Here is a 25,491-nt window from a genome sequence, read left to right as displayed (position 1 = left end):
TCAGAGCATCTCCAGGTTGCTCTTCAGCTCGAACGGCGTCACCTGCGCGCGGTACTCCTGCCATTCGCGGCGCTTGTTGAGCAGCACGTAGTTGAACACCTGCTCGCCGAGGGTCTCTGCGACCAGCTCCGACTCCTCCATGTACTCGAGGGCGTGGTCCAGGCTCGCGGGCAGTTGCGCGTAGCCGAGCGCGCGGCGCTCGGAATCCGTCAGCGACCACACGTTGTCCTCGGCCTCGGGAGGAAGCTCGTATCCCTCCTCGATGCCCTTGAGGCCGGCGGCCAGCATGAGAGCGAAGGCAAGGTAGGGGTTGGCCGCAGAGTCCAGCGCCCGGTACTCGACGCGCGTGGATTGTCCCTTGTTCGGCTTGTACATGGGGACGCGCACGAGGGCGGAGCGGTTGTTGTGGCCCCAGCAGATGAAGCTCGGGGCTTCGTCACCGCCCCAGAGGCGCTTGTACGAGTTCACGAACTGGTTCGTGACGGCGGCGATCTCGTTCGCGTGGGTCAGCAGACCGGCGATGAACTGTCGGCCCGTCTTGGAGAGCTGGTACTGCGCGCCCTCCTCGTAGAAGGCGTTCTGGTCGCCCTCGAACAGCGACATGTGGGTGTGCATGCCGCTGCCGGGCTTGCCGGAGAGGGGCTTCGGCATGAACGTCGCGTAGACGCCCTGCTCGATCGCGACCTCTTTGACGACCGTCCGGAAGGTCATGATGTTGTCGGCGGTGGCGAGGGCGTCCGCGTAGCGCAGATCGATCTCGTTCTGACCGGGGCCGCCCTCGTGGTGGCTGTACTCGACGGAGATGCCGAGGTCTTCGAGCATCCGCACGCTGCGGCGGCGGAAGTCGTGCGCCGTGCCTCCGGGCACGTTGTCGAAGTATCCGGCCGAGTCGACCGGCTCGGGACCCTCGGCGCCGAACGACGACGACTTGAGCAGGTAGAACTCGATCTCGGGATGCGTGTAGAACGTGAACCCGGCATCCGCCGCCTTCGCGAGCGTGCGCTTGAGCACGTGACGGGGATCGGCGACCGCCGGCTGCCCGTCGGGGGTCGTGATGTCGCAGAACATGCGACCCGTGGGGTCGATCTCCCCGCGCCACGGAAGAGTCTGGAACGTCGTCGGGTCGGGGTGCGCCAGAAGGTCCGACTCGTAGGAGCGCGTGAGTCCTTCGATCGCCGAGCCGTCGAAGCCGAGTCCCTCGGTGAACGCCCCTTCGACTTCGGCCGGAGCGATCGCGACCGACTTCAGGGTGCCGATCACATCGGTGAACCAGAGGCGGACGAACTTCACGCCCCGCTCTTCGATCGTGCGCAGTACGAAGTCCCGCTGCTTGTCCATCGCGTCCTCTCAGATGCCGCTTCTCAGATGCCGCTTCGAAGGGAAGCCGGGCCCACGCCCAGACTATCGGTCCCGGCTCGTGTCCGACGTGTCGCCGGGCGCGCGTCAGTCGTTCTCGCGCTCGTCGTCCTCGGCCCATTCGCGAGAGCGCTGGGCGAGCAGCTGCGGAGCGTTGGCCGCCTCCTCGGCGGTGTCGAACGGGCCGGCGCGGTCGATCGCCGGCGACTCGAAGCCGCGCTCCACGGCGCCGGTGGAGAAGTTGTACCAGTACTTGTCTTCGCCTGACGTCATGGCGCGTCCTTCCTGTCGGGGCGTACGCCCACCGGTCCCGATCTGCGGGCTCTGGCTCGATCCTAACGAGCGGCACCGACGACCTGGATAGGCTGGACGCCATGACGACGAAGGCGACCCGCGCGGTCGGTGTGGACATCGGCGGAACCGGCATCAAGGGTGCCCTCGTGGATCTGGAGGGGGGAAACCTGCTCAGCGACCGCGTCAAGGTTCCGACACCGGCCGGCGCAGAGCCAGACGACGTGCTGGGCGCGGTGAAGACCGTGCTCGAGACGCTCGGCGTCAGCGATGCCGACATTCCCCTGGGCGTCGCCTTCCCGGCGATCGTCAAGAACGGCAAGACCCTGTCCGCGGCGAACGTCGCCGAGACCTGGGTCGGGTTCGAAGCCGAGAAGTTCTTCGAGGACGGACTGGGGCGCGAGATCCACTTCGCCAACGATGCTGACGTCGCCGGTGTCGCCGAGGCGCGCTACGGTGCCGCGCGCGATGTTCCCGGGCTGGTGCTCCTGACGACGCTCGGCACGGGCATCGGTACCGCGATGCTCTACAACGGCGTTCTCATCCCGAACGCGGAGCTCGGTCACCTGCAGCGCGCCAACCACGGCAAGGATGCCGAGGCGTGGGCCGCCTACTCGGCGATGGAGCGCGACGAGCTCACCTGGAAGAAGTGGGCGAAGCGCCTGCAGTGGTACTACAGCTACCTCGAGTTCCTGCTCAGCCCCGACCTCTTCATCGTCGGCGGCGGCGTCTCCAAGCACGCCGACGAATTTCTGCCGATGCTGACGCTGACGACACCGATCGTGCCCGCCACGCATCGCAACAACGCCGGGATCATCGGCGCGGCTGCGCTGGCCGTCTGACCGACGGGGGCGAATGGGCCGGCCTGTACGCCGGGTTCTGTCCGGGAGCTGATGCTCCGTGGACGGTCATCTCTCTCGGCGACACGTTGCCGTGCCGCTCCAGCGGCCTACCCGGGGACTCGGCGAGCCGCGTCGGCATCCCCTGTCTGGCCTTGCTCCGGGCGAGGTTTACCGTGCGGATCGTGTCACCACGATCCCGGTGGTCTCTTACACCACCCTTTCACCCTTACCTCGGTGCTCCGACCAGCGGAGTCCGGGGCGGTCTGCTCTCTGTGGCACTGTCTCGCGGATTGCTCCGGGTGGGTGTTACCCACCGCCCTGCCCTGTGGAGCCCGGACGTTCCTCGGTGCGGGATGACCCCGCCACGTGACCGTCCAGCCGACCCATTCGCGCTCTCGATCCTACTGGTCGGCAACGGTCGATCGTGATACGGTGTCGCCACGAGACCCGGCTGGGGGGTTTGGGCTCGCATCGCCTGGGGGAGGCAATCATCATGCGTAAGTACGCACTGTCCGCTGTTCTTGCTGTCCTGATGCTGTCGGGGGGTGCGACGGCCGCGGCCGCTGCAGACACCGACGGGTACGGACCCGATACGCCGCCGTCGCCGTCGCTGAGCGGGACCATGGTCGCGCCGTCGTGCGAATCCGATGTTCCGTGGATCAACTATTCGGTCGTCATGAACGACCCGGGCGGACTCGCGACGAGCAACACGGCCCGTATCGTGCTGAGCGACGGCAACCAGTCCACGACCATCCCGCTCGGCGAGTTGGTGAACGGGCGGCTATCGGGGCGCGTGCTCTGGCCCGGCGCGTCCGTCGACGCGAACGGCGTCGGCGACGGATGGCCCGGATGGGCATTCGAGAACGGCCAGTGGGTCGCGTCATCGGGCAACTTCGCCTGGACGCGGGGTGACATCTCCGCCGTGGTCGAGGTCAACCCGTCGCTGCGCGTCGCTCTGTCGTACCCGCCGTCGACGTCGGCGTGCCTGACCGACCCGGCCGGTGTGGGAACTTCGGGAGCCGTCGCGGCGGCGGGCATGTCACTTCCGGCGACGGGAGGCGACGTCGCCGCGGTGCTCCCGCTGCTCGGCGGAGCGGTCGTCCTGGTCGTCGGTGGCGGCGTGCTGCTATACGTGCGCCGCACCCATCGCGCCGGTGACTGACGGCGCCACCGGCTCAGCGGAACATCGCGAGAGCGTCCGTCGGCGTCCCCGTCGGCGGCGCGTCGCGGTCGTCCTCGTGGTCTTCGTGGGCGTCGTGGTGCTCGGGGGCGCGTGGCTCGGCATCCGCGGGTGGATGGCGAAGGGTGAGCTCGACGACGTCGCGGCGCTTCAGCCGCGACTGAGCTCAGCGATCGCCGCGGGCGACGCCGGCGCGCTCACCGCCGTCGTGACCGACGCCGAACAGCACGCGCGTCACGCCGCGGAGTTGACGACCGATCCCGTGTGGCGAGCCACCGAGGCCGTCCCCGTCGTCGGCGCCAACACCGCCGCGGTGCGGATCGTCGCGGAGAGCATCCGCGATATGGCCGCCGCTGCCCAACCGGTGCTGCGCGCGGCGGCGCAGCCGCACAACGGTCAGGGCTGGCTCGACCTGTCGGCGGTGTCGGCGGCCGCGCAGCCGCTCGACGAGTTCGCTGCGGTCTTCTCGCGTGTCGACGAATCACTGACTGGCATGTCGACCGACGATCTGGTCGAGCCCGTGGAGACGGCGATCGCGCGGATCCGCGCGGCGGTCGCCGCGGCAGCGCCGACGGTGGCGGAGGCAGCCTCTGTGGCGCAGATCATGCCGGCGATGCTGGGAGCGCACGGTGCTCGAACGATCCTGGTGATGGTGCAGAACTCTGCCGAAGTGCGAACCGGTGGAGGCATCACGGGCTCCTTCATCCTGCTGCGCGCCGACGGCGATCGGCTCGAGGTGCTCGACCAGGTCGACTCGAGTGTCTTCCCGCATCGGGAGACGCCGATCACCGAGTTGCCCGCCGATCTCGTCACTCTCTACGGTCAGGCTCCGGGGCGATTCGTCATGAATGCGACCATGACCGCCGACTTCTCCCTGAGCGCCCGACTGGCGTCGATCTGGTGGCAGTCGATCGGCCGTCCGGCTCCGGATGCCGTGATCGCCATCGACCCTGTGGTGCTCACCGCGATGCTCACGATCACGGGGCCGATCACCCTCGCCGACGGTACGGTCGTCGATCCGGCCGATGTGGTCGGTGACGTGCTCGTCGCGCCGTATCTCGACAAGACCCCCGCGGAGCAGACGACGGTCCAGCGCGACCTTTTCGACCGCCTCTTCGCCCGGCTCACGTCGTCCCCCATCGACCCCTTCCGCTGGGTGCGAGCATTCGCGAAGCCGATCGCCGACGGACGCATCTCGATCTTCAGCACACACAGCGACGAACAGCTCGCCGTGGCCAACGGAGCGTTCTCGGGAACGCTGGGGAGATTCCGGGACGCGGGGCCGGATGCCGTGGGCGTCTACTTCAACGATGCGACGACCGGAAAGATGGACACTTTCCTCCACGTCGATCTCGCGCCGTCCGTGCGGGACTGCCGGGCGGATGGCGCCGCCGACGTGACGGTGGCCGTGACCCTCACGAGCGCGGCGCCGGCCGATGCGCGCACCTTCGCAGAGTCGATGACCGGCGCCGCCAACCCTGCCGCTCCCGGAGACATCACGACCGACGTGACGGTGATGGTCCCCCGCGAGTGGTTCGTCGCCGGTGTCACGCTCGACGGTGCGCACGTCGCCGCGACCGCCGCGGACGGGAGTGACGCCGCCGCCTCGCTGGCACGGGTGACATTGAGTCCCGGTGAGCGGAAGACGCTCACGTTCGCGTTCGTGGCGAAGAACGGGGCGCAGCTGCGGCCCGCGCTCATTCACACCCCGATGATGAACGAGGTCGGTGTCGCCGAGGTAGCGCGCACGGGGTGCGGTTGAGCGCTTCCGGCGAGGAGAACACCGCGGCGGTGTCAGCTCTTGGCCGCATCCTGCGCGACACGAAGATCGAGGGGGAAGTCGATCGGGAACCCGCCGAACAGCAGCCGCGCCGCGCCGTCGGCGGCCTGACGCACGGCGTCTGCAACGGCGTCGGCGTAGACGACAGGCGTGTGGACGATGATCTCGTCGTGCAGGAAGAACGCCAGGTGCGGGCGCCTCTCGAACACGGCGGCAGAGTTCCGCGCCGCATCGTTCGCGTCGACCGACGGGAGCGCCGCCAGCCGACCACGGAGGTCGGCGAGCCACGCGAGCGCCCACTCGGCTGCGGTGCCCTGCACGACGAAGTTGCGGGTGAAACGCCCGCGATCGCGCGCGGCGCGACGTGCTCGGGTGCGATCTGTCTCGGCTGCCTCCGGCAGAGCTGCGGCGGCCTGGATGTCGCGCCAGTGCGCCGATGCCCGGGGGCTGGTCCGTCCGAGCCAGGTCGATACCACACCGCCCTGCTCCCCCGTCGCCGCCGCGGCATCCACGAGGCCCATGGCGCGGGGGTAGGCGCGCCGCAGGGCAGGCACCAGCCGTCCGCTGTCGCCCGTCGTCGCGCCATACATCGCCCCCAGCACGGCGATCTTCGCCTCCTGACGCGTGTGGACGACACCGCTGTTGACGATGCCCTCGTACAGGTCCTGTCCGCGCGCCGCGGCGGCCAGTGCTTCGTCCGAGGACATCGCCGCGAGAACCCGGGGCTCGAGCTGCGCCACGTCCGCGACGACGAGTGTCCACCCGGGGTCCGCGCGTACGGCGGGACGCAGTTGGCGCGGAATCTGCAGCGCTCCTCCCCCGGACGATGCCCACCTCCCGGTGACCACGCCGCCGGGGACGTACACGGGACGGAACCGACCGTCCGGGGCCCACTCGTCGAGCCACCCCCAGCCGTTCGCGCTCATCAGCCGCGTCAGCTTCTTGTAGACGAGCAGCGGCGCGATCGCGGGATGGTCGTACTCCGCGAGCTCCCACCGGCTCGTCGAGTCTGCGCTGATGCCGACACGATGAAGGCTGCGCAGCAGCTTGGGCTGCGAGTCGAGGTTGGCGGTCGGGTCTTGGAGCGCGGCACGGACTCGCGCCGCGGCCTCACGCACGCGTTCGGGCTGCTCTCCCGGCGGCGGTCGCGTACCGAGCGTCTCCTCGAGGATGCGCTCGTGCGTCCGACGATCCCACGGCAGTCCGGCGCTGTGCATCTCGACTGCCAAGAGTGCGCCGGCGGATTCCGCAGCCACGAGCAGGCGCAATCGTGCGGCGTTAGATGAGCCGCGTATCGCCAGCTGCTGCCGGCGGAATTCGGCGAGCACCTCCTCCGGATCATCCGGGACGCCGGTGGGTGATGTTCCCTCGACGTCGAACAGGGTCGGTGCTGTCACCGGCTGCACCTCTTCCGTGCCGGCGACATCCCACTGCGTCGCCGCCCGGAGTGCATTGGCGTCGGCGACGAGCGCGCTGCGGCGGAGGATCGCGTGGGCCAGGCGAAGATCGTGACAGCGCGCGACCAGCGACGGTGTCGCCAGGATGCCGGGATACCAACGGTTCGTCTCCGACCACACCCACCGGGTGCCTGCGTCATCGGCGTCCCACCAGCCTTCGCGCGGGCGGCGTTGCACGTGTGTGACGTCGAGGTCGGCGTCGATCGTCGTGATGACGACGTCCTCTCCCTCGCGCGCCACGAGACGCCAGCGCGGCGCGATCGCAGCCGTGCTGCTGATCGTCACAACCCCGATTCGTCGGTGCGCACCAGGATCGCACCGCACTCCGGGCAGGTCACGATGTCATCGTCGGATGCCTGTCGTATCGTCTGCAGGTCAGTTCCGGAGAGGACCATGCGGCACGCCTCGCAGGTCTTTCGATGCAGCAGACCGGCCCCGACGCCGCGGGCGGCGAGACGGTCGTACATCGCCAGCAGGTCGGCGGGCACGCGCGCGGCGACCGCCGCGCGGTCACGCGACGCCGCCTCCCCTCGGGCGGTGGCCGCCGCGACGGCTTCCTTGGCCTCTGCGCTGAGGCGAGTGCCTTCCTCGTTCACCGCGGCGATCGTCGATTCCTGTGCGGACACGGCGCTCTGGGCGGTCTCGAGTCGCTCCATCAGTTCGAGTTGAGCGTCCTCGAGGTCGCTCTTGCGCTTGGCGAGCGAGACCAGTTCGTGCTCGAGTCCCTGGGCCTCCTTCGCGTTCGCCGACGACGCGAGTCGTTCGGTGTCGCGGGCCGCTCGCGCATCGACCACGGCGACGTCCGACTCCACGCGGGCGAGTTCGGCGGTGATGTCGTCACGTCGTCCCAAGAGTGTCGTCAGTTCCGCCGACAGGCTCTGACGGCGAGCGAGCAGCTCCTGAACGCGGCCCGCCTGCTCGGGAGTGCGACGGGCGTGCTCGGCGGCGCGGATCGCACCGTCGAGGCTCGCGAGTTCGAGCAGGAGCTGCTGGTCTGCGGGTCGGGATTTCACGGTCCCAACCTACCGCGACACGTGGACAGTCCGTCCCGTGCGCGCTCGCGCCGCACTAGCATGACCACACCGACGGCGGCGCTGCGAGGGCGTCGTTCGTTTTCGCAGAGGAGACATCATGAGCCTGATGCGCACGAAGTCGATCGAGCGCTCCATCGCCGACACCGAGGAGCCCGAGTTCCGGCTTCGCAAATCGCTGTCGGCTCTCGATCTCACCGTCTTCGGCGTCGGCGTCGTGATCGGCGCCGGCATCTTCACGCTCACCGGTCGCGCCGCCCATGAGGTGGCCGGCCCCGCCGTCGTCGTCAGCTTCGTCATCGCGGCGATCGCATGCGCCCTGGCGGCGATGTGCTACGCCGAGTTCGCCTCCACGGTGCCGGTCTCGGGCTCCGCGTACACCTTCTCCTACGCGTCGCTCGGCGAGCTGTTCGCCTGGATCATCGGCTGGGATCTCATCCTGGAGATGTTCCTCGGTGCGAGTGTCGTGGCTCAGGGCTGGAGCGCCTACCTCGGCGTTCTCCTCGGGCAGCTCGGCATCCCACTCCCCGCGGCGATCGGCTACGGCGGCACCGTCGACGTGATGGCGATCGTCCTGGTCATCGTGCTGGGCGCCCTCATGACGCTCGGCATCCGTGAGTCGATGCGCGTCAACCTCGTGCTGGTCGGGGTGAAGCTCTTCATCGTCCTGTTCGTGATCGTCGCGGGCATCATGTTCATCAACCCCGCGAACTATGCGCCGTTCGTCCCGGATGCCGCGCCCCGCGAAGCGGCGACGGGTCTCATGCAGCCGCTGCTGCAGTTCATCTCGGGCTCGGCGCCCATGGCCTTCGGTGTCGGTGGCATCTTCGCCGGCGCAGCTCTCGTCTTCTTCGCGTACATCGGGTTCGACGTGGTCGCCACCACGGCGGAGGAGACGAAGAACCCGCAGCGTGACCTCCCCATCGGCATCATCGCCTCGCTCGCGATCTGCACACTGCTGTACTGCGCGGTGGCGTTGGTGGTCACGGGCATGGTCCGCTTCGACGAGCTCGACCCGGCAGCCGCCCTCGCGAACGCCTTCGCCTTCCACGGGCAGACGTGGATGGCGACGGTGATCTCGGCTGGAGCGGTGGCCGGTCTGACGACCGTCGTGCTCACGCTGCTCATCGGCGCGACCCGCATCATCTTCGCGATGTCGCGCGACGGCCTGCTGCCCCAGCGCCTCGCGAAGGTGCACCCGACCCGCCGAACGCCCTGGCTCATTTCGATCATCGTCACCGTCATCGTCGCACTCGTGGCCGGGCTGACCCCCGTCGGCGTGCTGGAGGAGATGGTCAACATCGGCACGCTCTCGGCGTTCGTGCTCGTCTCGGTCGGAGTGGTCGTGCTCCGCCGCACCCGGCCCGACCTCACGCGCGGCTTCCGCGTCCCGTGGAGCCCGGTGCTGCCGGTCCTGGCGGCGCTCATCTGCGTGTACCTGATGCTCAACCTGACCGTGGAGACGTGGCTGCGATTCCTCGTCTGGCTGGTCATCGGCTTCGTCGTCTACTTCGCGTACTCACGTCGCCACTCGCGGCTCGGCAAGGATGGTGATCTGTACCTCAATCCCGCGGAGCCGAAGGTGGTCGGCCGCGACGGGTGAGCGCCACGACCTCGTAGACTGTCGAGGTCAGGGCCTTTAGCTCAGCTGGTAGAGCGCCACGTTTACACCGTGGATGTCGTCGGTTCGATCCCGGCAGGGCCCACTCGCCGCGGTCACGATCCACCCCATCGAGATGTGACTAGGCTGATCCAGGATGCGTTGTCGACGCTGCACAAAGCCACGCGTATCAGAAGCCCCGTCCCTGGCATGATCTGCCAGACGAAGAAAGGTGTCTCGTGACGGTCAACGATCAGGATCCGTACTCCCAGGGCCCGCAGGACAGCGACCCCGAAGAGACGCACGAGTGGCAGGAATCGCTCCAGCAGCTCGTCGACAGCAAGGGCGCCGGGCGTGGCCGCGAAATCATGCTCAGCCTGCTCAACAAGTCGCACGAGTTGCAGCTGAACGTTCCCCAGGTGCCCACGACCGACTACATCAACACGATCGCTCCGGAGAACGAGCCCGAGTTCCCCGGTGACGAGGAGCTCGAGCGCCGGTATCGCCGGTGGATCCGCTGGAACGCCGCACTCACGGTGCACCGCGCACAGCGTCCGGGTATCGGCGTCGGCGGTCACATCTCGACCTACGCGTCGTCCGCGTCGCTGTACGAAGTCGGCTTCAACCACTTCTTCCGGGGACTGGACGATCCCCACGGCGGTGACCAGATCTTCATCCAGGGTCACGCCTCCCCCGGCATCTACGCCCGTTCGTTCCTCGAAGGACGACTGTCGGCCGATCAGCTCGACGGCTTCCGTCAGGAGAAGTCGAAGGCGCCCGACGGCATCCCCTCCTACCCGCACCCTCGCCTCATGCCGGAGTACTGGCAGTTCCCGACCGTGTCGATGGGTCTCGGCCCGATCAACGCGATCTATCAGGCGATGACCAACAAGTACCTGACCAACCGCGGCATCAAGGACCTGTCGGGCTCGCGCGTCTGGGCCTTCCTCGGCGACGGTGAGATGGACGAGGTCGAGAGCCGCGGACAGCTCCAGGTCGCGGCCAACGAGGGCCTGGACAACCTCACGTTCGTCGTGAACTGCAACCTGCAGCGTCTCGACGGCCCGGTGCGCGGAAACGGCAAGATCATCCAGGAGCTCGAGGCGTTCTTCCGCGGCGCGGGCTGGAACGTCATCAAGGTCGTCTGGGGCCGCGGGTGGGACGAGCTGTTGCAGGTGGACACCGATGGCGCGCTCGTTCGCCTCATGAACACCACCCCCGACGGTGACTTCCAGACCTACCGCGCCGAGGACGGCAAGTTCATCCGCGACCACTTCTTCGGTCGTGATGAGCGCACCGCGGCGATGGTCACCGACTGGTCCGACGAGGACATCTGGGGAAAGCTCCGCCGTGGCGGACTCGATTACCAGAAGCTCTATGCGGCCTACAAGGCGGCGACGGAGCACAAGGGCCAGCCGACGGTCATCCTCGCCAAGACCATCAAGGGCTACGGCCTCGGTCATCACTTCGAGGGGCGCAATGCGACGCACCAGATGAAGAAGATGACGCTCGACGACCTCAAGCACTTCCGTGACTCGATGCGCATCCCCGTCTCCGACGCCCAGCTCGAGGAGAACCCGTACGCCCCTCCCTACTTCCACCCCGGTATGGAAGACGAGACCATCCAGTACATGGTCGAGAAGCGGCGCGCGCTCGGCGGGTTCCTGCCCGAGCGTCGCACCCACCACGTTCCGATCAGCCTCCCGGACGACAGCGCGTACGCACTGCCGAAGAAGGGATCCGGAACGCAGGAGGTCGCCACGACCATGGCGTTCGTGCGTCTGCTGAAGGACCTGCTGCGATCGAAGGACTTCGGCAACCGCATCGTGCCGATCATCCCCGACGAGGCGCGCACGTTCGGTTTGGACGCCTTCTTCCCGACCGCCAAGATCTACAACCCGAACGGTCAGAACTACACGTCGGTCGACCGGGAGCTGCTGCTCGCCTACAAGGAGAGCCCGCAGGGCCAGATCATGCACGTCGGCATCAACGAGGCCGGAGCGGTGGCGGCGTTCACCGGCACGGGCACCTCGTATGCCACGCACGGCGAGCCGTTGATCCCGGTCTACATCTTCTACTCGATGTTCGGCTTCCAGCGCACCGGCGACGCCCAGTGGGCCGCCGCCGACCAGATGGCGCGCGGATTCATCATGGGTGCCACCGCCGGCCGCACGACGCTGACCGGTGAGGGTCTTCAGCACGCCGACGGCCACTCCCACCTGCTCGCGTCGACGAACCCGGCAACGGTGTCGTACGACCCCGCGTACGGGTACGAGATCGCCCACATCGTCCGCTCCGGCCTGGATCGGATGTACGGCGGCAACCACCCCGACCCGAACGTCATGTACTACATCACCCTCTACAACGAGCCGCTGGTGCAGCCGGCCGAGCCCGAGAGCGTCGACGTCGAGGGGATCGTCCGCGGCATCCACCGCATCTCGGAGGCCTCCGGCGACGGACACCGCGTGCAGCTGCTCGCGTCCGGCGTGGGCGTGCCGTGGGTGCTCGAGGCGCAGCAGCTGCTGCGCGAGGACTGGGGAGTGGCTGCCGATGTGTGGTCGGTCACGAGCTGGACGGAGCTGCGCCGCGACGGACTCGCCGCCGACGAGCACAACTTCCTGAACCCGCTCGCCGAGCCGCGCACGGCGTACCTCACGGAGAAGCTTCGCGACACGGCGGGTCCCGTCCTCGGGGTCAGCGACTACATGCACGCGGTGCAGGACCAGATTCGCGAGTGGGTTCCCCGCCGCTACGTCACCCTCGGTGCGGACGGCTTCGGCTTCTCCGACACCCGGGCCGCCGCGCGTCGGTTCTTCAAGATCGACGGACCGTCCATCGTCGTCCGCGCCCTGCAGGCGCTGGCCGACGAAGGGCTCGTCGACCGGACGCTGTCGGCACAGGCGATCGAGAAGTACCGCCTGCACGATGTGACGGCCGGAACGAGCGGGAACGCCGGCGGCGAAAGCTGATCGATTTGATGCCCGCCCGCCCCACCCCTCAGGAGAAGGCGGAGACACTCGCGTGGCTCCGCCGGATCTCCGGAGACCTGGCCACGGCGACCATCAAGCGGCTCGAAGAGTCGCTGCCCTGGTACGCCGACATGCCGCCGGCCCGCCGCTCGGCGGTGGGCCTGGTGGCGCAGGCGGGCATCGCGTCGTTCATCCAGTGGTACGAGGACCCGGGTTCGACGCCCTGGATCGCGGCGGACATCTTCGCCGCCGCTCCGCGTGAGCTGCTGCGCAGCGTCAGCCTCACTCAGACGCTCCAGCTCATCCGCGTGACCGTGGCCGTCACGGAAGAGCGTGTCGCCGGAAAGGCGGAGGACCTCCGCGAGAGCATCCTGCTCTTCTCGCGCGAGGTCGCCTTCGCATCGGCCGACGTGTACGCACGTGCAGCGGAGGCTCGCGGGCTCTGGGATGCGCGCCTGGAAGCTCTGGTCGTCGACTCCATCCTCACCGGCGAAGCGGACGAGGAGCTTCCCAGCCGCATCGCCGCCCTCGGGTGGCATGGTCACGGCGAGGTCGCCGTCCTCGTCGGCACCTCTCCGCCGCAGCTGGACGTCGATCATCTGCGTCGTGTGGCGCGCAAGCTGGGCGTCGATGTCCTGATCGGCGTGCAGGGATCTCGCCTCGTGCTCGTGATCGGACGCGCCGTGCTGCCCGGACGTGAGCCCGTCGCCGAAGAGCTGCCGTTCACCGAGATCGCCCTGCGCCTGGAGCCGGGCTTCGGTCCCGGCCATCTCGTGCTCGGGCCGACCGTGCCCGCATTGGTGGATGCCGGGCTGAGTGCCCGCGCCGCGTTGGCGGGCTTCGCCGTGGCCGGCGCCTGGCGCCACGCCCCCCGTCCGGTCGAAGCCGACGACCTTCTGCCCGAACGCGCCCTTGCCGGCGACGCGATGGCCAAGGCGACGCTCGTCGAGCGCATCTACCGACCTCTGCAGGCGCACTCGGCCGATCTGGTGGCCACCCTGTGGAGTTATCTCGACAACGGTCGCTCCCTCGAGGCGACCGCCCGTGAGCTGTTCGTCCATCCGAACACGGTGCGCTACCGGCTCAAGCGGGTCTCGGATGTCATCGGATGGGATGCGACAGGCCCGCGAGAGGCCCTCATTCTGCAGACGGCTCTCATCATCGGCTCGATCGGCACGGAGGCGACGCGACGGCGCGGTAGCGCCGCGCGACGGTCGGTGCGCGCCGATTGACACCGTCACGCTTGTCGATCTCAGACAAAGCACTTCGCGTTTGTTGTGACGTCGTCGCCAGCGCGGCGGCGAAGAACTTGGAAGGATAGGCACGTGATCATCACCGTCTTCCCCGGGCAGGGGTCGCAGACCCCGGGGTTCCTGACACCCTGGCTCGAGCTCGAGGGCGCCCGCGAGCGGCTCGAGCGCTACGCCGAGGCTGCGCAGGTGGACCTCGTGGCCGCCGGCACCGAGTGGGATGCCGAACGCATCCGTGACACGGCGGTCGCCCAGCCCTTGATCGTGGCGGCGAGCCTGCTTTCCTACGCTGCTCTCCAGGATGCCGCGGGCGCCGCGCCTGCCGGCGTCGCCGGTCATTCGGTCGGCGAGGTCGCTGCCCTGGTCGCCGCCGGCGTCGTCAGTGAGGACGACGGCATGCGTCTGGTCGGGCTGCGTGGTCGGACCATGGCCGATGCGGCCGCGCAGGAGCAGACCGGAATGAGTGCGATCCTCGGCGGCGACCGCGACGGCGTGCTCGCGCTTCTCGACGAGCTGGGGCTCACCCCCGCCAATCACAACGGCGCCGGCCAGATCGTCGCTGCCGGCGCCCTAGACGCCTTGGCAGAGCTCACCGCTCACCCCGTCGCGGGCAGCCGTGTGATTCCGCTGCAGGTGGCCGGCGCGTTCCACACCTCTTACATGGCACCGGCGGTGGCCACGCTGCACACGGCGGCCGCGGAGGTCGCGGCATCCGACCCGGCGCTCGCCCTCTGGACGAACCGTGACGGCGCCCGTGTGGCCTCCGGTCGCGAGGCGCTCGACCTGCTCGTCGCGCAGGTCTCCTCTCCCGTCCGCTGGGATCTGTGCATGGAGTCCTTCGCGGATGCGGGCGTCACCGGCATCATCGAGCTCGCGCCGGCCGGAACGCTCACCGGACTCGCCAAGCGTGCCCTGCGCGGTGTGCCCACCGTGGCCGTGAAGACACCCGACGACCTCGCGGCAGCCGCCGCCCTGCTGACAGGAGGCGACGCGTGACCGACGCGCCCACCCGACCCACTCTCGTCCAGTCGACGGGACCGGCTCACACCCGCATCTACGCGTACGGCGCGGCCCGCGGCGAGAACGCGGTTCCCAACGACGACCTCGTCGGCCCCATCGACTCCAGCGACGAGTGGATCCGCCAGCGCACCGGCATCATCACGCGGGTGCGAGCCGACGCGGCGACCACGGCGATCGATCTGGCCGCCGATGCCGCCGCCGAGGCGATCGCCGGCGCGGGAATCGACCCGTCGCTCGTCGACGCCGTGATCGTCGCCACGATCTCCAACCCGAAGCAGACACCCTCGGTATCGGCGATCGTCGCCGACCGCATCGGCGCCAACCCCGCGGCCGCGTACGACCTCAATGCCGCCTGCGCGGGCTTCGCGTACGGTGTCGCCCAGGCGGACGCTCTCATCCGTGCGGGCGCGGCGCACTATGCCGTCGTCGTGGGCGCTGAGAAGCTCAGCGACGTCGTGGACCCCACCGACCGCTCCATCTCCTTCCTGCTCGGTGACGGTGCCGGCGCCGTCGTCGTCGGCCCCAGCGATTTCCCGGGCATCGGACCCACGGTCTGGGGATCTGACGGGTCGAAGGCGGATGCCGTGGGGATGAACCACACGCTCACGGAGTTCCGCGACGGAAAGGCACCCTGGCCGACGCTGCGCCAGGAGGGGCCGACGGTCTTCCGATGGGCCGTGTGGGAAATGGTCAAGGTCGCGCGTCAAGCTCTCGAGGAAGCCGGTGTGCAGCCGTCGGATCTCGCGGCGTTCGTGCCCCACCAGGCCAACATGCGCATCATCGACGAGTTCGCCAAGCAGCTGAAGCTTCCCGACACCGTCGTGATCGGCCGTGACATCGAGACCACCGGCAACACCTCAGCGGCATCCATCCCCCTCGCCACGCACCGCCTGCTCGCCGAGCACCCGGAGCTGTCGGGCGGCCTCGCACTGCAGATCGGTTTCGGCGCGGGACTGGTCTTCGGCGCACAGGTCGTCGTCCTTCCCTGACGGCCCGAGATACCCGGTCGCGGCGGTCGCCGCACCTAGACTGAACGTCGGCCCCGCAGGGCCCGTGACACCCCGATAAACAAGGAGAATCCCATGGCATTCAGCAACGACGAGGTCCTCGCAGGACTCGCCGAGCTCATCACTGACGAGACCGGCATCTCGGCGGACGAGGTCGCGCTGGAGAAGTCGTTCACGGACGACCTCGACATCGACTCGATCTCGATGATGACGATCGTCGTCAACGCCGAGGAGAAGTTCGGCGTGACCATCCCCGACGAAGAGGTCAAGAACCTCAAGACCGTCGGCGACGCCGTCACCTTCATCACCACCAACCAGGCCTGACCTCAGGCCTCGCCACCTGCACCCCGGTGGGGGCCGTCGTGCCCCCACCGGAGCATCCGAGGAGACCATGAGCATTCCCCGAATCGTCGTCACCGGCATCGGCGCATCCAGTCCCATCGGCGGGACCGCGCCGGAGAGCTGGTCCGCGCTGCTGGGTGGCGCATCCGGCGCCCGCACCCTCGAGTACGACTGGGTCGAGCAGTACAACCTGCCCGTCACGTTCGCGGCCCAGGCTGCGGTGCGTCCCGACACCGTGCTCGAGCGTCCGATCGCCAAGCGCCTCGACCCGTCGTCGCAGTTCGCGCTCGTCGCGGCGATGGAAGCGTGGGCGGATGCCGGGAGTCCGGAGGTCGACCCGGAGCGGCTCGGCGTCGATTTCGCGACCGGCATCGGCGGCCTGTGGACCCTCCTGGACGCGTGGGACACCCTTCGCGAGAAGGGCCCGCGTCGGGTGCTCCCGATGACGGTTCCGATGCTCATGCCCAACGCTGCTGCGGGCAACCTGTCGCTGCACTTCGGTGCGCGCGCCTATGCGCGCACGGTCGCCAGTGCGTGTGCCTCCAGCACGGAGTCGATCGTCAACGCCATCGAGCACCTGCGTGACGGCCTCGCCGACGTGGTGATCGCGGGAGGCACCGAATCGGTGATCCATCCCGTCACCATCGCGTCCTTCTCCTCGATGCAGGCCTTGTCCAAGCGCAATGACTCCCCCGAGACGGCATCGCGTCCGGGCAGCATCGACCGCGACGGGTTCGTCATGGGCGAGGGCGCCGGTGTGCTGATCCTCGAGACCGAGGAGCACGCCAAGGCGCGCGGCGCGAAGATCTACGCGGTCGTCGTCGGCGGCGGTGTCACGGCCGACTCGTACCACATCACGGCGAACGACCCCGAGGGCACCGGTGCCGCGCGTGCGGTGAACCTCGCGCTGGCCATGGCCGATGCGTCCCCGGACGACGTGACCCACATCAACGCCCACGCCACGTCGACGCCGGTCGGAGACCCGAACGAGTACGTCGCGTTGAAGAGCGTGTTCGGAGACCGCATCGACGAGATCCCGGTCTCGGCGACGAAGGCCTCGACCGGTCATCTCCTCGGCGGCACCGGCGCTCTGGAGGCCATCTTCACGATTCTGGCCATCCGCGATCGCGTCGCGCCCCCGACGATCAACATGACCGAGCAGGACCCCGCTGTCCCGTTCCGTCTCTCGGGTGCGCCGACTCCCCTCGGCGACGGTCCGCAGCTCGCGATCAGCAACTCTTTCGGCTTCGGCGGACACAACGCCGTCGCCGCCTTCGCCTCGGTCTGAGCAACGCGCGCGTGAAGACGCCCCCGCATCCGTGAGGATGGCGGGGGCGTCTTTCGTGTCAGACGGGGATGCGCGGTCTCGGTCTCCGGGAAGCCGTCCGAAGCCGGTACTGGCGCCTCGACCCGTCTGAGGTCGAGGTGGTGGGCCTCAGCCCACCTTGTGCAGCCACACGACGGAAGCGTCGTCGCTGGCGTGGCGGAACGGCTCGAGCTCTTCGTCCCACGTGGAGCCCAGCGCGACCTGCAGCTCGCGCTGGAGGTCGTAGGGATCGCCGGCGGCGATCTCCATCGCGTAGCGGATGCGATCCTCTCCGATCACGACGTTTCCTGCCGCGTCGGTCTGGGCATAGTGGATGCCGAGGTCCGGCGTGTGCATCCACCGCCCGCCGTCCGAGCGCGGAGTGGGGTCTTCGCTCACCTCGAACCGCAGATGCTCCCATCCCCGGATCGCGGTCGCAAGGGCGGCGCCGGTGCCGGCGGGGCCCTCCCAATAGAACTCGGCGCGGCGGCTGCCGGCGAGAACGGGCTGGTCTGCCCATTCGAAGCTCACCGCGCGCCCGAGAGCGCGCCCCACTGCCCACTCGAGGTGGGGGCACAGCGCACGTGGCGCGGAGTGGATGTAGATCACTCCGCGCGCCTGTGGGGTCGACGTGGTCGCCATCGCGATTCTCCGTTTCTTCAGGTACGTCTTCCCCTACGACCTGAGTGTCGGATGCGTGGCGCCTATGTGGTTGTGGGCCCATTATGGCCGATAACGACGCGGAATCACAACCGTGTCATTGGTAGGGCGGGTGGGACTTGAACCCACGATCGTCGGGTTATGAGCCCGCTGCCTTGACCAGCTTGGCCACCGCCCCCTGTCCCGGGAAGTCTAGCGGGGGCGCGGGTCGTCCCGATCGCGCACGGGAGGCTCCGGCCACACCTTCGCGACGGCATCCGTCAGGCGCTGAGACCCGGGAGACAGCGCGTCGGTGCTGCCGCGGGTGATCGGAATCTCCTGGCTGTCGCTGATGACCTGAGGGTGGTGACGGGCCAGCTGGAAGACGCCGCTCACGGCCAGCGCGCCTGCGACGACGAAGCCGCCGTACGCCCAGAGGGGGGCACCGTCGGCCTCGCGCAGCACCGCCAGGCCGATGACGATGGCGACGATCGGGTCGATGACGGTCAGGCCGGCGATCACCAGGTCGGGCGGGCCGGACGCGTACGCGGTCTGCACGAAGTAGGCGCCGATCGCGGTGCCGGTCAGCAGTGCGGCGATGCAGACGATCGTGAGCCACTCGAAATCGCCGGTGCGGATGCGGCTGAGCACGACCTTCGCGAGCGTCGCGACGAAGCCGTACATGATGCCGGCGGCGACGATGTAGAACAGGGCGCCGATACGGGTGCGCAGCCACAGCCACAGCGCCGTCAGGACGATGGCGACGCCGGCGAGGATCAGAAGAACGGTGATCAGCTGCCCGTCGCTGATCGGCGTCTCGGTCGCATACAGGGCGGCGATGGTGACGAACACGAAGATGCCGGCGACGCAGAGGCCGATGGCGGTCAGTGAGCGCCGCGTCGGCTTGAGGCCGCTGATTCGGGCGTTGAGCAGCGTCGTGATGACCAACGAGACCGCGCCGAGAGGCTGCACCAGGATGAGGGGGGCGAACGACAGTGCCGTCAGCTGGCACACGATGGCCAGTCCCAGCATCACCGTGCCGGCCACCCATGACGGTCGGCGCAGCAGGTTCCAGATCTGTCCGCCGGTGAGACCGGTGCCGCCGGCGGTGGACGTGAGTCTCTCGACCTTCTGTACGCCGCGGTGCTGATACTGTGCGCCGAAGGACATGAAGACCGCGCCCAGCAGCGCGAGCGGAATGCCGATGAGGATGCCGGGGTCCGCGAAGACGCCGACGAGTTTGTCGGTCACGTCTCCGAGGTCGTTGAGGGCGGCATGCACCCCTCGACACTAACCGCCAGGTGTGCTCGATAGGCTCAGGACGTGGCTGTTCTTCCGATTCGCATCATGGGCGATCCCGTCCTGCACTCCCCCGCCGACCCGGTCTCCGAAATCACCGATGAGATCCGCACACTCGTCGCAGACATGTTCGAGACGATGGATGCCGCCCCCGGCGTCGGTCTCGCGGCCCCCCAGGTAGGGGTGGGCCTGCGCATCTACACGTACAGCTACCAAGACGATGACGGGCAGCCCTGGCGCGGAGTCATCCTCAACCCCGAACTGTGGATGCGTCCGTCGGTGCCCGGGGCACCCGACCCGGACGACGAGTCGGAGGGGTGCCTGTCGTTCCCGGGCGAGCGCTTCGCGTTGCGCCGCTCCGATGAGGTTCTGGTCACCGGCATCGATCTCGACGGTGAGCCGATCCGCATCCAGGTCGATGGCTGGCGCGCGCGCATCATGCAGCACGAGTTCGACCACCTCGACGGCATCCTGTATGTGGACCGCCTGGACGACGGTGACTGGAAGACCGTCCAGAAGATCGCCCGCAAGCGCGGCTGGGGTCGTCCTGGGGCGTCCTGGACGCCGGGAATCGACGATCTCGACGCCTGATCTTCGATCGACGCTGTACGAGCTGTCCAGTCTGAAGCCTCGCGCCGGGCAACGAAAACGGCCCCAGAGTGGAGTCTGGGGCCGTTCGCTCCCCGGCTTGGACTCGAACCAAGAACCTGCCGGTTAACAGCCGGCTGCTCTGCCAATTGAGCTACCGAGGATCAATCACCCGCGAGCGGGCAACCCGTCCATATTAGCAAACGTCGAGGTGTGCTCGTGACACGTGGCACGTTTTCACGAGACCATGCGGGTGCCGCCGTCGGGCGTCCACAGCAGATCGGTCGTGCCGTGCCCGTACCCCACGGGCAGGCCGGCCCGCAGCACCAGCACATCGCCGTCCAACTCCCGCACGGCCTCGGCGTCGTTGGTGACCATCAGGATCGCCATGCCGTCCTCGTCGCGCCGACGCAGCAGCGCATCGCGCGCGGCTTGTCTCACCTCGACGTCGAGGTTGGCGTACGGGTCGTCGCCGATGAAGACCCGTGGTTGCAGCACGAGTGCGCGCGCGATCGCGACGCGCTGTCGCATCCCTGAACTCAGCTCGTAGGGGTACCGGGTGGCCGCCCCGAGGGGAAGCTCGAACTCGTCCAGCAGCCCGGCGACCCGGACGGCCAAGGCTCGCTGATTGACGCGGCGATCTCGGCTCGTGATCGGCTCGCCGATGACGTCTCCGACGGTCAGCCGTGCCGGAAGCCCGGCTCCTGCGCGCTGCGGGACATACCCGGTGTAGTAGGCGCGCACGCGTGCAGCGCGTCCCCTGCGCCGGATGGCCGTGCCGTCGACCCAGGCGTCGCCGCCGACGACCGCGAGCGAGTCGTCGTCCGCGCCGGCGAGCAGGGCCGCAAGCGTGGACTTGCCTGATCCGGTCGTGCCCATCACCGCCAGCGCGCGGCCCGGGTCGACCCGGAAGCTGACTCCGTCGACGACGCGCACTCCGGCGCGCGCGATCGACAGGTCGTCGCAGCGAAGAGCGGCAGGATTGTCGGTGGGGGCACGACGCGGCATGCGCTCATCCTGCCTGCTCTCGCCCGCGCGCGCCACCGCGCCCGTGCGCGTGCGGCCGCGCCACCCGGTCAGAGCGGAGCCTCGGTCAGAGCGCGCCGGCGCGCATCCAGCTCGCGCAGCGCCAGCCGCACCGCCCGACCCTGCTCCGAATCGGGGGGAAGCCGCTGGATCGTGCCGAGCAACTCGTTCTTCTCCCGGTCGACCGCGCGCAGGCGCAGCTTGCGGGCCAGCCCGCGCGTATAGGCCGCTGCCTCCGCCTCGGTCAGTGCGGGGAAGTCCGCGGTCAGCAGTTCCACTGCGAGCGAGCGATACGGTTCGCGCACGGACTCCACCGCCGTCGACGCCCAGCCGATGCGTCTGCGGTCGCCCTGCGCCAGGAGGGACTGGCGCACCGCGTCGAGGGCGGGAATCTGCATGGGCAGCGCGAGGGCGGCATCCACCTCCTCGCCGTCGACGAGGTGACCGTACTGCAGCACACCCATGAGGGCGTCGCGCTCGAGCGTTGCGTCGGCGGTGCGTGGGAGTGTGCGCAGGTTCATCCGGAGTGCGGGTTCGTCGACCACGGGTGTGGGCGCGGTCCCGTCGGAGCTCGAGGAGTTCGCGGACGCGGTCGACGTGGGGCGGTGTGCGTCGCCCTCTCGGCGTGCGCTGTCTCGCGCGGCGCGGTCGACCTCACGGCGGACGCCCTCGGTGTCCATGCCGAGGCGGCGGGCCAGCACTCGCGTGTACTCCGGCTGCAGCAGCGGGTCGCGCAGCTCCCCCACGACGGGTGCAGCGGCCCGCAACGCCCCGACGCGACCCTCGACGCTCGCGAGGTCGAAGCCCGAAAGACGCTGATCGATGACGAACTCGAACATCGGCACCTTGGTGTCGAGCATGGCACGCACCGCCGCATCCCCGCGTTCCAACCGCAGATCGCACGGGTCCAATCCCTGGGGACCGGTGGCGACGTAGGTCTGCGCGTTGAAGCGCTTGGCATCGGCGAAGGCGCGCAGCGCCGCTTTCTGGCCCGCGGCATCCGGGTCGAAGGTGAACACGACCTCGCCCGCCGCCGTGTCGTCGCCCATGACGCGGCGCAGCACGGTGATGTGATCCGAGCCGAAGGCGGTGCCACAGGTGGCCACCGCCGTCGTGACGCCGGCGAGATGACACGCCATGACGTCGGTGTAGCCCTCGACGACGACGACGCGGTGCGAGCGCGACACGTCCTTCTTCGCGAGGTCCAGGCCGTAGAGCACCTGCGCCTTCTTGTAGATCGTGGTCTCGGGGGTGTTGAGGTACTTCGGGCCCTTGTCGTCCTCGTACAGGCGTCGTGCGCCGAAGCCGATGGTCTGTCCGGTGACGTCGCGGATGGGCCAGACGACGCGTCCCCGGAAGCGGTCGTAGACGCCGCGCTGACCCTGCGACACGAGTCCCGCGGCCGACAGCTCCTCATCGCTGAATCCCTGGGCGCGCATCGCGTCGCGCAGGTGGTCCCAGCCCTTCGGCGCGTACCCCACGCCGAAGTGCGCCGCGGCGCCGGCGTCGAATCCGCGCTCACCGAGGAAACGCCGCCCGGCGTCGGCCTCCGGCGATGAGAGCTGGCCGCGGAACCACTCGGCGGCGGCCGCGTTCGCCTGGTACAACCGCGTGCGCCCGCTCGTCTCGGGGGCCGCTCCGCCGTCCTCGTAGTGCAGCGTGTATCCGATGCGCGCCGCGAGGCGCTCGACCGCTTCGGTGAAGGAGAGATGGTCCATCGCCCGCAGGAACGAGTAGACGTCGCCCGACTCGCCGCACCCGAAGCAGTGGTAGTAGCCGACCTGCGGGCGCACGTGGAAGCTGGGACTGCGCTCGTCGTGGAAGGGACAGAGCCCCTTGAGCGATCCGACACCGGCGGACTTCAGCGCTACCCGCTCGCCGACGATGTCGCCGATGTTGATGCGGGCCTTGACCTCGTCGACGTCCGACTGCCGGATACGCGCCATCAGTGCCCCTCGGCGGGCCAGAGCCCCGCGATGGGCTCCGGCAGGGCGAAGCCGCTGGGGGCGATCGTGCGGCCGTCGCCGGAGCGCAGGCCCAGCTCGCGCAGATCCACGGGCCCGATCAGACGGGCGTGCCATTCGATCGCGAAGCGGTCGGTGAAACTCGCGACCTGGTCGACGATCACGCGCTTGCGCGCGGTGTCGGTGGATGCCGCGGCGAAATCCTCCGCGTGCAGGCGGTCGAGGTGCTCGGGGCGTTCCCACAGCGCCGTTGCGAGACGCTTGAGCACCCGACGCTGCTCCTTGTACAGGCCGCGCCGGCCGTCGATCGTCACGACGAACGCTCCGATGATGCCCTTGAGCACCGCCATCTCGGCCTCGATGACGCGCGGCACGATGACGCGTCCGTGATACCGGGTGAGGACGGGCGCAGAGTAGTGCTCTCGGGTCGCCGTCGTCGCCGCGCGTGCGAAGCGACCGATGAGGTCGGAGGTCAGGTTCTTGAGCCCCGCCAGCGCCGCGCGCGACCCGTCGAAGCCGGGCAGCCACTCGGGAATCCGCGTGAGTCGGTACAGCGCGTCCGCGAGCTCGTCGCGGGTGAATCCGAAGCCCACCCAGGCCTGGATGGCGGTCAGCAGCGCCTCGTGCTCCCGCACGTCCGCGAGCCGCGCGGGATCCAGGTAGCCGTTGAGCACGGCGTCCTCGAAGTCGTGCACCGAGTAGGCGATGTCATCGGAGAGGTCCATGACTTCGGCCTCGATGCAGCGGACGCGACCCGGCGCCCCCTGTCGCATCCAACGGAAGACGGCCTCGTCCTCGGGATAGACGCCGAACTTCTCGCGCCCGCCGGGGTCGGGAACGCCATGCTCGACGGTCCAGGGGTACTTGCACGTCGCGTCGAGGCTCGCACGGGTCAAGTTGAGCCCTGCACTGCGACCCTCGGCGTCGAGCACCTTCGGTTCGAGGCGGGAGAGGATCCGGAGGGTCTGGGCGTTGCCCTCGAACCCTCCGATGTCCTCAGCCCAATCGTTCAGTGCGCGTTCGCCGTTGTGGCCGAACGGCGGATGCCCGATGTCGTGGCTCAGACACGCGGTGTCGACCACGTCCGGCGACAGCTCGAGCGCGATCGCCAGCTCCCGACCGACCTGCGCGACCTCCAGCGAGTGCGTGAGACGGTTACGGGCGAAGTCGGCGGGGCTGGCGGGGCTGAGCACCTGCGTCTTCGCCGCGAGACGGCGCAGAGCCGCGGAATGCAGCACGCGAGCCCGGTCACGGGCGAACCCGTCGCGCTGTGAGCGATGCCGCTCGGGGATGAAGCGTTCGGCGTCGTGGTCGTCGTATCCGGAGGGGCGGCCCGAGGCGATGGCCACACCGCTCGCGTCACCCGCCACTGGTGTCGACCTCCGCGTCGGCCAGGGCGCGTGCCGCGTCGCCGGTCATCTCGCGGCTCTGCAGCCAGCCGTCGGGCAACGCCGGCCGCTTCGGCGTGCCGGCACGCCCGCGCTGGCCCTCGGCGGCTGCGCCCGGGTACGGGGCGTCGAGGTCCAGCGTCGCCAGCAGATCGTCGATCTCGGCGAGGGTCGACACGGTCGCCAGCTGTGCCCGCGTCTCACCGCCGACCGGATAGCCCTTGAAGTACCAGGCGACGTGCTTGCGGATGTCGCGGCATCCGCGGCCCTCGTCCTCGAAGAACTCGACGAGCAGCTCCGCGTGGCGCCGGAAGGCGGCGGCGACGAAACCGAGTGTCGCGTCCACGGGCGCTGCGGCGGCGGCAGCGGGGCCGCCGAGACCGCGGGCGAGATCGCCGAACAGCCAGGGACGCCCGAGGCAGCCACGACCGACCACGACGCCGTCGCACCCGGTCTCGGCCATCATCCGCGCGGCGTCGTCCGCCGACCAGATGTCGCCGTTGCCGAGCACCGGAATGCTGGTCACGGCCCGCTTGAGCTCGGCGATCGCCGCCCAGTCGGCCTGGCCGGAGTAGAACTCCGCAGCCGTGCGCGCGTGGAGGGCCACCGCGGCGACGCCCGCATCCTCCGCGATGCGGCCGGCGTCGAGGAACGTGAGGTGGTCGGAGTCGATTCCCTTGCGCATCTTGACGGTGAGCGGCACGTCGCCGGCGGCGCGTGCGGCGCGCGTGACGATCTCACGGAACAGGCTGAGCTTCCACGGCAGTGCCGCTCCCCCGCCCTTGCGCGTGACCTTGGGCACGGGACAGCCGAAGTTGAGGTCGATGTGATCGGCGCGGTCCTCGTCGACGAGAAGTCGGACGGCCGCTTCGGTGGTCGCCGGGTCGACGCCGTAGAGCTGGATCGAGCGCGGAGTCTCCGACTCGTGGTGTGTGATCAAACGCATCGTGGTCGCGTTGCGCTCGACCAGGGCGCGAGTGGTGATCATCTCCGAGACGTAGAGTCCCGCGCCGTACTCGCGGCAGAGCCGACGGAAGGCGGTGTTGGTGATACCGGCCATCGGCGCGAGCACCACGGGTGCATCGAGCGCGATGGGGCCGATGCGCAGCGCGGCGCCGGTGGAGACGGAGAGGGACATCCTGTCCATTCTCCCAGA

21 protein-coding genes, 3 tRNA genes and 1 other RNA gene are annotated in these 25,491 nt (G+C 69.1%); 12 read left to right on the top strand and 13 right to left on the bottom strand.

The genetic code is table 11. The features are described 5' to 3' along the window. Together glnA and AS96_RS01970 are read right to left on the bottom strand one after the other, a co-directional pair. Window positions 1-1,338, bottom strand: a complete 1,338-nt coding sequence (glnA, locus tag AS96_RS01975) for a type I glutamate--ammonia ligase (RefSeq protein WP_036285083.1) — start codon at window positions 1,336-1,338, stop codon at window positions 1-3. Window positions 1,339-1,443: 105 nt separating this feature from the next. After that, a complete protein-coding gene (locus AS96_RS01970; protein WP_036285081.1) occupies window positions 1,444-1,629 on the bottom strand; it encodes a hypothetical protein in 186 nt (61 codons plus the stop codon). A gap of 101 nt (window positions 1,630-1,730) precedes the next feature. Here AS96_RS01970 and ppgK point away from each other — a divergent pair, with 101 nt between their 5' ends. Beyond that, window positions 1,731-2,489, top strand: a complete 759-nt coding sequence (ppgK, locus tag AS96_RS01965) for a polyphosphate--glucose phosphotransferase (protein WP_036285070.1) — start codon at window positions 1,731-1,733, stop codon at window positions 2,487-2,489. A 10-nt stretch (window positions 2,490-2,499) separates the two neighbouring features. On the opposite strand, the gene rnpB is transcribed toward ppgK, so the two are convergent. Continuing rightward, window positions 2,500-2,875: RNase P RNA component class A (gene rnpB, locus AS96_RS14630), an RNA gene on the bottom strand. Between the two features lie 107 nt (window positions 2,876-2,982). Between rnpB and AS96_RS01960 the strand changes: the two genes are divergently transcribed. Both AS96_RS01960 and AS96_RS01955 read left to right on the top strand, forming a co-directional pair. Further along, window positions 2,983-3,651 carry an LPXTG cell wall anchor domain-containing protein gene (locus AS96_RS01960; protein WP_036285068.1) on the top strand — a complete coding sequence of 223 codons (669 nt, stop codon included), beginning with the start codon at window positions 2,983-2,985 and terminating at the stop codon, window positions 3,649-3,651. Then, window positions 3,644-5,431: a DUF4012 domain-containing protein gene (locus tag AS96_RS01955; RefSeq protein ID WP_036285066.1), complete on the top strand. Its 1,788-nt coding sequence runs from the start codon at window positions 3,644-3,646 to the stop codon at window positions 5,429-5,431. Before AS96_RS01960 ends, AS96_RS01955 begins: the two co-directional genes overlap by 8 nt. A 32-nt stretch (window positions 5,432-5,463) precedes the next feature. On the opposite strand, the gene AS96_RS01950 is transcribed toward AS96_RS01955, so the two are convergent. Together AS96_RS01950 and AS96_RS01945 are read right to left on the bottom strand one after the other, a co-directional pair. Continuing rightward, complete coding sequence (locus tag AS96_RS01950; RefSeq protein WP_036285064.1) at window positions 5,464-7,191, bottom strand: bifunctional 3'-5' exonuclease/DNA polymerase; 1,728 nt, start codon at window positions 7,189-7,191, stop codon at window positions 5,464-5,466. After that, the gene (locus AS96_RS01945) at window positions 7,188-7,919 is read right to left on the bottom strand and encodes a zinc ribbon domain-containing protein (protein WP_036285062.1); all 732 of its coding nucleotides are present in this window, start codon (window positions 7,917-7,919) and stop codon (window positions 7,188-7,190) included. Before AS96_RS01945 ends, AS96_RS01950 begins: the two co-directional genes overlap by 4 nt. A 118-nt stretch (window positions 7,920-8,037) precedes the next feature. Between AS96_RS01945 and AS96_RS01940 the strand changes: the two genes are divergently transcribed. From AS96_RS01940 to AS96_RS01905, 8 genes are all read left to right on the top strand, one after another. Beyond that, a complete protein-coding gene (locus AS96_RS01940) occupies window positions 8,038-9,540 on the top strand; it encodes an amino acid permease (RefSeq protein ID WP_036285059.1) in 1,503 nt (500 codons plus the stop codon). A 30-nt stretch (window positions 9,541-9,570) separates the two neighbouring features. After that, window positions 9,571-9,643: transfer RNA gene (locus tag AS96_RS01935), tRNA-Val, on the top strand. 133 nt (window positions 9,644-9,776) lie between these two features. Beyond that, complete coding sequence (gene aceE, locus AS96_RS01930; protein WP_036285057.1) at window positions 9,777-12,506, top strand: pyruvate dehydrogenase (acetyl-transferring), homodimeric type; 2,730 nt, start codon at window positions 9,777-9,779, stop codon at window positions 12,504-12,506. Between the two features lie 8 nt (window positions 12,507-12,514). Next, window positions 12,515-13,738, top strand: coding sequence for a PucR family transcriptional regulator (locus tag AS96_RS01925; protein ID WP_005049452.1), 1,224 nt, complete (start codon window positions 12,515-12,517; stop codon window positions 13,736-13,738). Window positions 13,739-13,831: 93 nt separating this feature from the next. Further along, on the top strand, window positions 13,832-14,752 hold the full coding sequence (locus AS96_RS01920) for an ACP S-malonyltransferase (protein WP_036285054.1): 921 nt from the start codon (window positions 13,832-13,834) through the stop codon (window positions 14,750-14,752). After that, window positions 14,749-15,765: a beta-ketoacyl-ACP synthase III gene (locus AS96_RS01915; protein WP_036285051.1), complete on the top strand. Its 1,017-nt coding sequence runs from the start codon at window positions 14,749-14,751 to the stop codon at window positions 15,763-15,765. The genes AS96_RS01920 and AS96_RS01915 overlap by 4 nt, the downstream gene beginning before the upstream one ends. Window positions 15,766-15,858: 93 nt before the next feature. Beyond that, window positions 15,859-16,107: an acyl carrier protein gene (locus AS96_RS01910; protein ID WP_005049448.1), complete on the top strand. Its 249-nt coding sequence runs from the start codon at window positions 15,859-15,861 to the stop codon at window positions 16,105-16,107. A 67-nt stretch (window positions 16,108-16,174) separates the two neighbouring features. Next, a complete protein-coding gene (locus AS96_RS01905; protein WP_005049447.1) occupies window positions 16,175-17,413 on the top strand; it encodes a beta-ketoacyl-[acyl-carrier-protein] synthase family protein in 1,239 nt (412 codons plus the stop codon). Window positions 17,414-17,560: 147 nt separating this feature from the next. Here the strand turns inward: AS96_RS01905 and AS96_RS01900 are convergent, their stop codons facing one another. The 3 genes from AS96_RS01900 to AS96_RS01890 form a co-directional block, all read right to left on the bottom strand. Beyond that, entirely contained in the window at window positions 17,561-18,073 is a 513-nt protein-coding gene (locus AS96_RS01900; RefSeq protein ID WP_036285048.1) for a DUF3145 domain-containing protein, read from the bottom strand. Between the two features lie 119 nt (window positions 18,074-18,192). After that, window positions 18,193-18,269 (bottom strand) — tRNA-Ile (locus AS96_RS01895). A gap of 14 nt (window positions 18,270-18,283) precedes the next feature. Then, window positions 18,284-19,351, bottom strand: a complete 1,068-nt coding sequence (locus AS96_RS01890; RefSeq protein ID WP_036285044.1) for a DMT family transporter — start codon at window positions 19,349-19,351, stop codon at window positions 18,284-18,286. 42 nt (window positions 19,352-19,393) lie between these two features. On the opposite strand from AS96_RS01890, the gene def reads away from it, so the two are divergent. Beyond that, window positions 19,394-19,960: a peptide deformylase gene (gene def / locus AS96_RS01885; protein WP_081767948.1), complete on the top strand. Its 567-nt coding sequence runs from the start codon at window positions 19,394-19,396 to the stop codon at window positions 19,958-19,960. Between the two features lie 88 nt (window positions 19,961-20,048). Here def and AS96_RS01880 read toward each other — a convergent pair. The 5 genes from AS96_RS01880 to dusB all read right to left on the bottom strand — a co-directional run bounded on the left by AS96_RS01880 (window position 20,049) and on the right by dusB (window position 25,473). Further along, window positions 20,049-20,121: transfer RNA gene (locus tag AS96_RS01880), tRNA-Asn, on the bottom strand. Between the two features lie 73 nt (window positions 20,122-20,194). Then, window positions 20,195-20,965, bottom strand: a complete 771-nt coding sequence (locus AS96_RS01875) for an ATP-binding cassette domain-containing protein (protein ID WP_036285041.1) — start codon at window positions 20,963-20,965, stop codon at window positions 20,195-20,197. A 68-nt stretch (window positions 20,966-21,033) separates the two neighbouring features. Next, the gene (gene dnaG / locus AS96_RS01870) at window positions 21,034-22,929 is read right to left on the bottom strand and encodes a DNA primase (RefSeq protein ID WP_036285037.1); all 1,896 of its coding nucleotides are present in this window, start codon (window positions 22,927-22,929) and stop codon (window positions 21,034-21,036) included. Next, window positions 22,929-24,317 carry a deoxyguanosinetriphosphate triphosphohydrolase gene (locus AS96_RS01865; protein WP_036285034.1) on the bottom strand — a complete coding sequence of 463 codons (1,389 nt, stop codon included), beginning with the start codon at window positions 24,315-24,317 and terminating at the stop codon, window positions 22,929-22,931. The genes dnaG and AS96_RS01865 overlap by 1 nt, the downstream gene beginning before the upstream one ends. Next, window positions 24,307-25,473, bottom strand: coding sequence for a tRNA dihydrouridine synthase DusB (dusB, locus tag AS96_RS01860; protein WP_036285031.1), 1,167 nt, complete (start codon window positions 25,471-25,473; stop codon window positions 24,307-24,309). The genes AS96_RS01865 and dusB overlap by 11 nt, the downstream gene beginning before the upstream one ends. Window positions 25,474-25,491 lie beyond the last annotated feature (18 nt).

It is taken from the genome of Microbacterium sp. MRS-1 (assembly GCF_000585455.1).
In the GTDB taxonomy this organism is placed as follows: domain Bacteria; phylum Actinomycetota; class Actinomycetes; order Actinomycetales; family Microbacteriaceae; genus Microbacterium; species Microbacterium laevaniformans.
This window is presented reverse-complemented; position numbering and strand designations above follow the sequence as displayed.

What these genes read in the sequence shown, in the direction of transcription:
- glnA (WP_036285083.1), bottom strand. Translation starts at nt 1,338, where the DNA reads ATGGACAAGCAGCGGGACTTCGTACTGCGCACGATCGAAGAGCGGGGC.
- AS96_RS01970 (WP_036285081.1), bottom strand. Translation starts at nt 1,629, where the DNA reads ATGACGTCAGGCGAAGACAAGTACTGGTACAACTTCTCCACCGGCGCC.
- ppgK (WP_036285070.1), top strand. Translation starts at nt 1,731, where the DNA reads ATGACGACGAAGGCGACCCGCGCGGTCGGTGTGGACATCGGCGGAACC.
- AS96_RS01960 (WP_036285068.1), top strand. Translation starts at nt 2,983, where the DNA reads ATGCGTAAGTACGCACTGTCCGCTGTTCTTGCTGTCCTGATGCTGTCG.
- AS96_RS01940 (WP_036285059.1), top strand. Translation starts at nt 8,038, where the DNA reads ATGAGCCTGATGCGCACGAAGTCGATCGAGCGCTCCATCGCCGACACC.
- AS96_RS01925 (WP_005049452.1), top strand. Translation starts at nt 12,515, where the DNA reads ATGCCCGCCCGCCCCACCCCTCAGGAGAAGGCGGAGACACTCGCGTGG.
- AS96_RS01910 (WP_005049448.1), top strand. Translation starts at nt 15,859, where the DNA reads ATGGCATTCAGCAACGACGAGGTCCTCGCAGGACTCGCCGAGCTCATC.
- AS96_RS01905 (WP_005049447.1), top strand. Translation starts at nt 16,175, where the DNA reads ATGAGCATTCCCCGAATCGTCGTCACCGGCATCGGCGCATCCAGTCCC.
- AS96_RS01900 (WP_036285048.1), bottom strand. Translation starts at nt 18,073, where the DNA reads ATGGCGACCACGTCGACCCCACAGGCGCGCGGAGTGATCTACATCCAC.
- AS96_RS01875 (WP_036285041.1), bottom strand. Translation starts at nt 20,965, where the DNA reads ATGCCGCGTCGTGCCCCCACCGACAATCCTGCCGCTCTTCGCTGCGAC.
- dnaG (WP_036285037.1), bottom strand. Translation starts at nt 22,929, where the DNA reads ATGGCGCGTATCCGGCAGTCGGACGTCGACGAGGTCAAGGCCCGCATC.
- dusB (WP_036285031.1), bottom strand. Translation starts at nt 25,473, where the DNA reads ATGTCCCTCTCCGTCTCCACCGGCGCCGCGCTGCGCATCGGCCCCATC.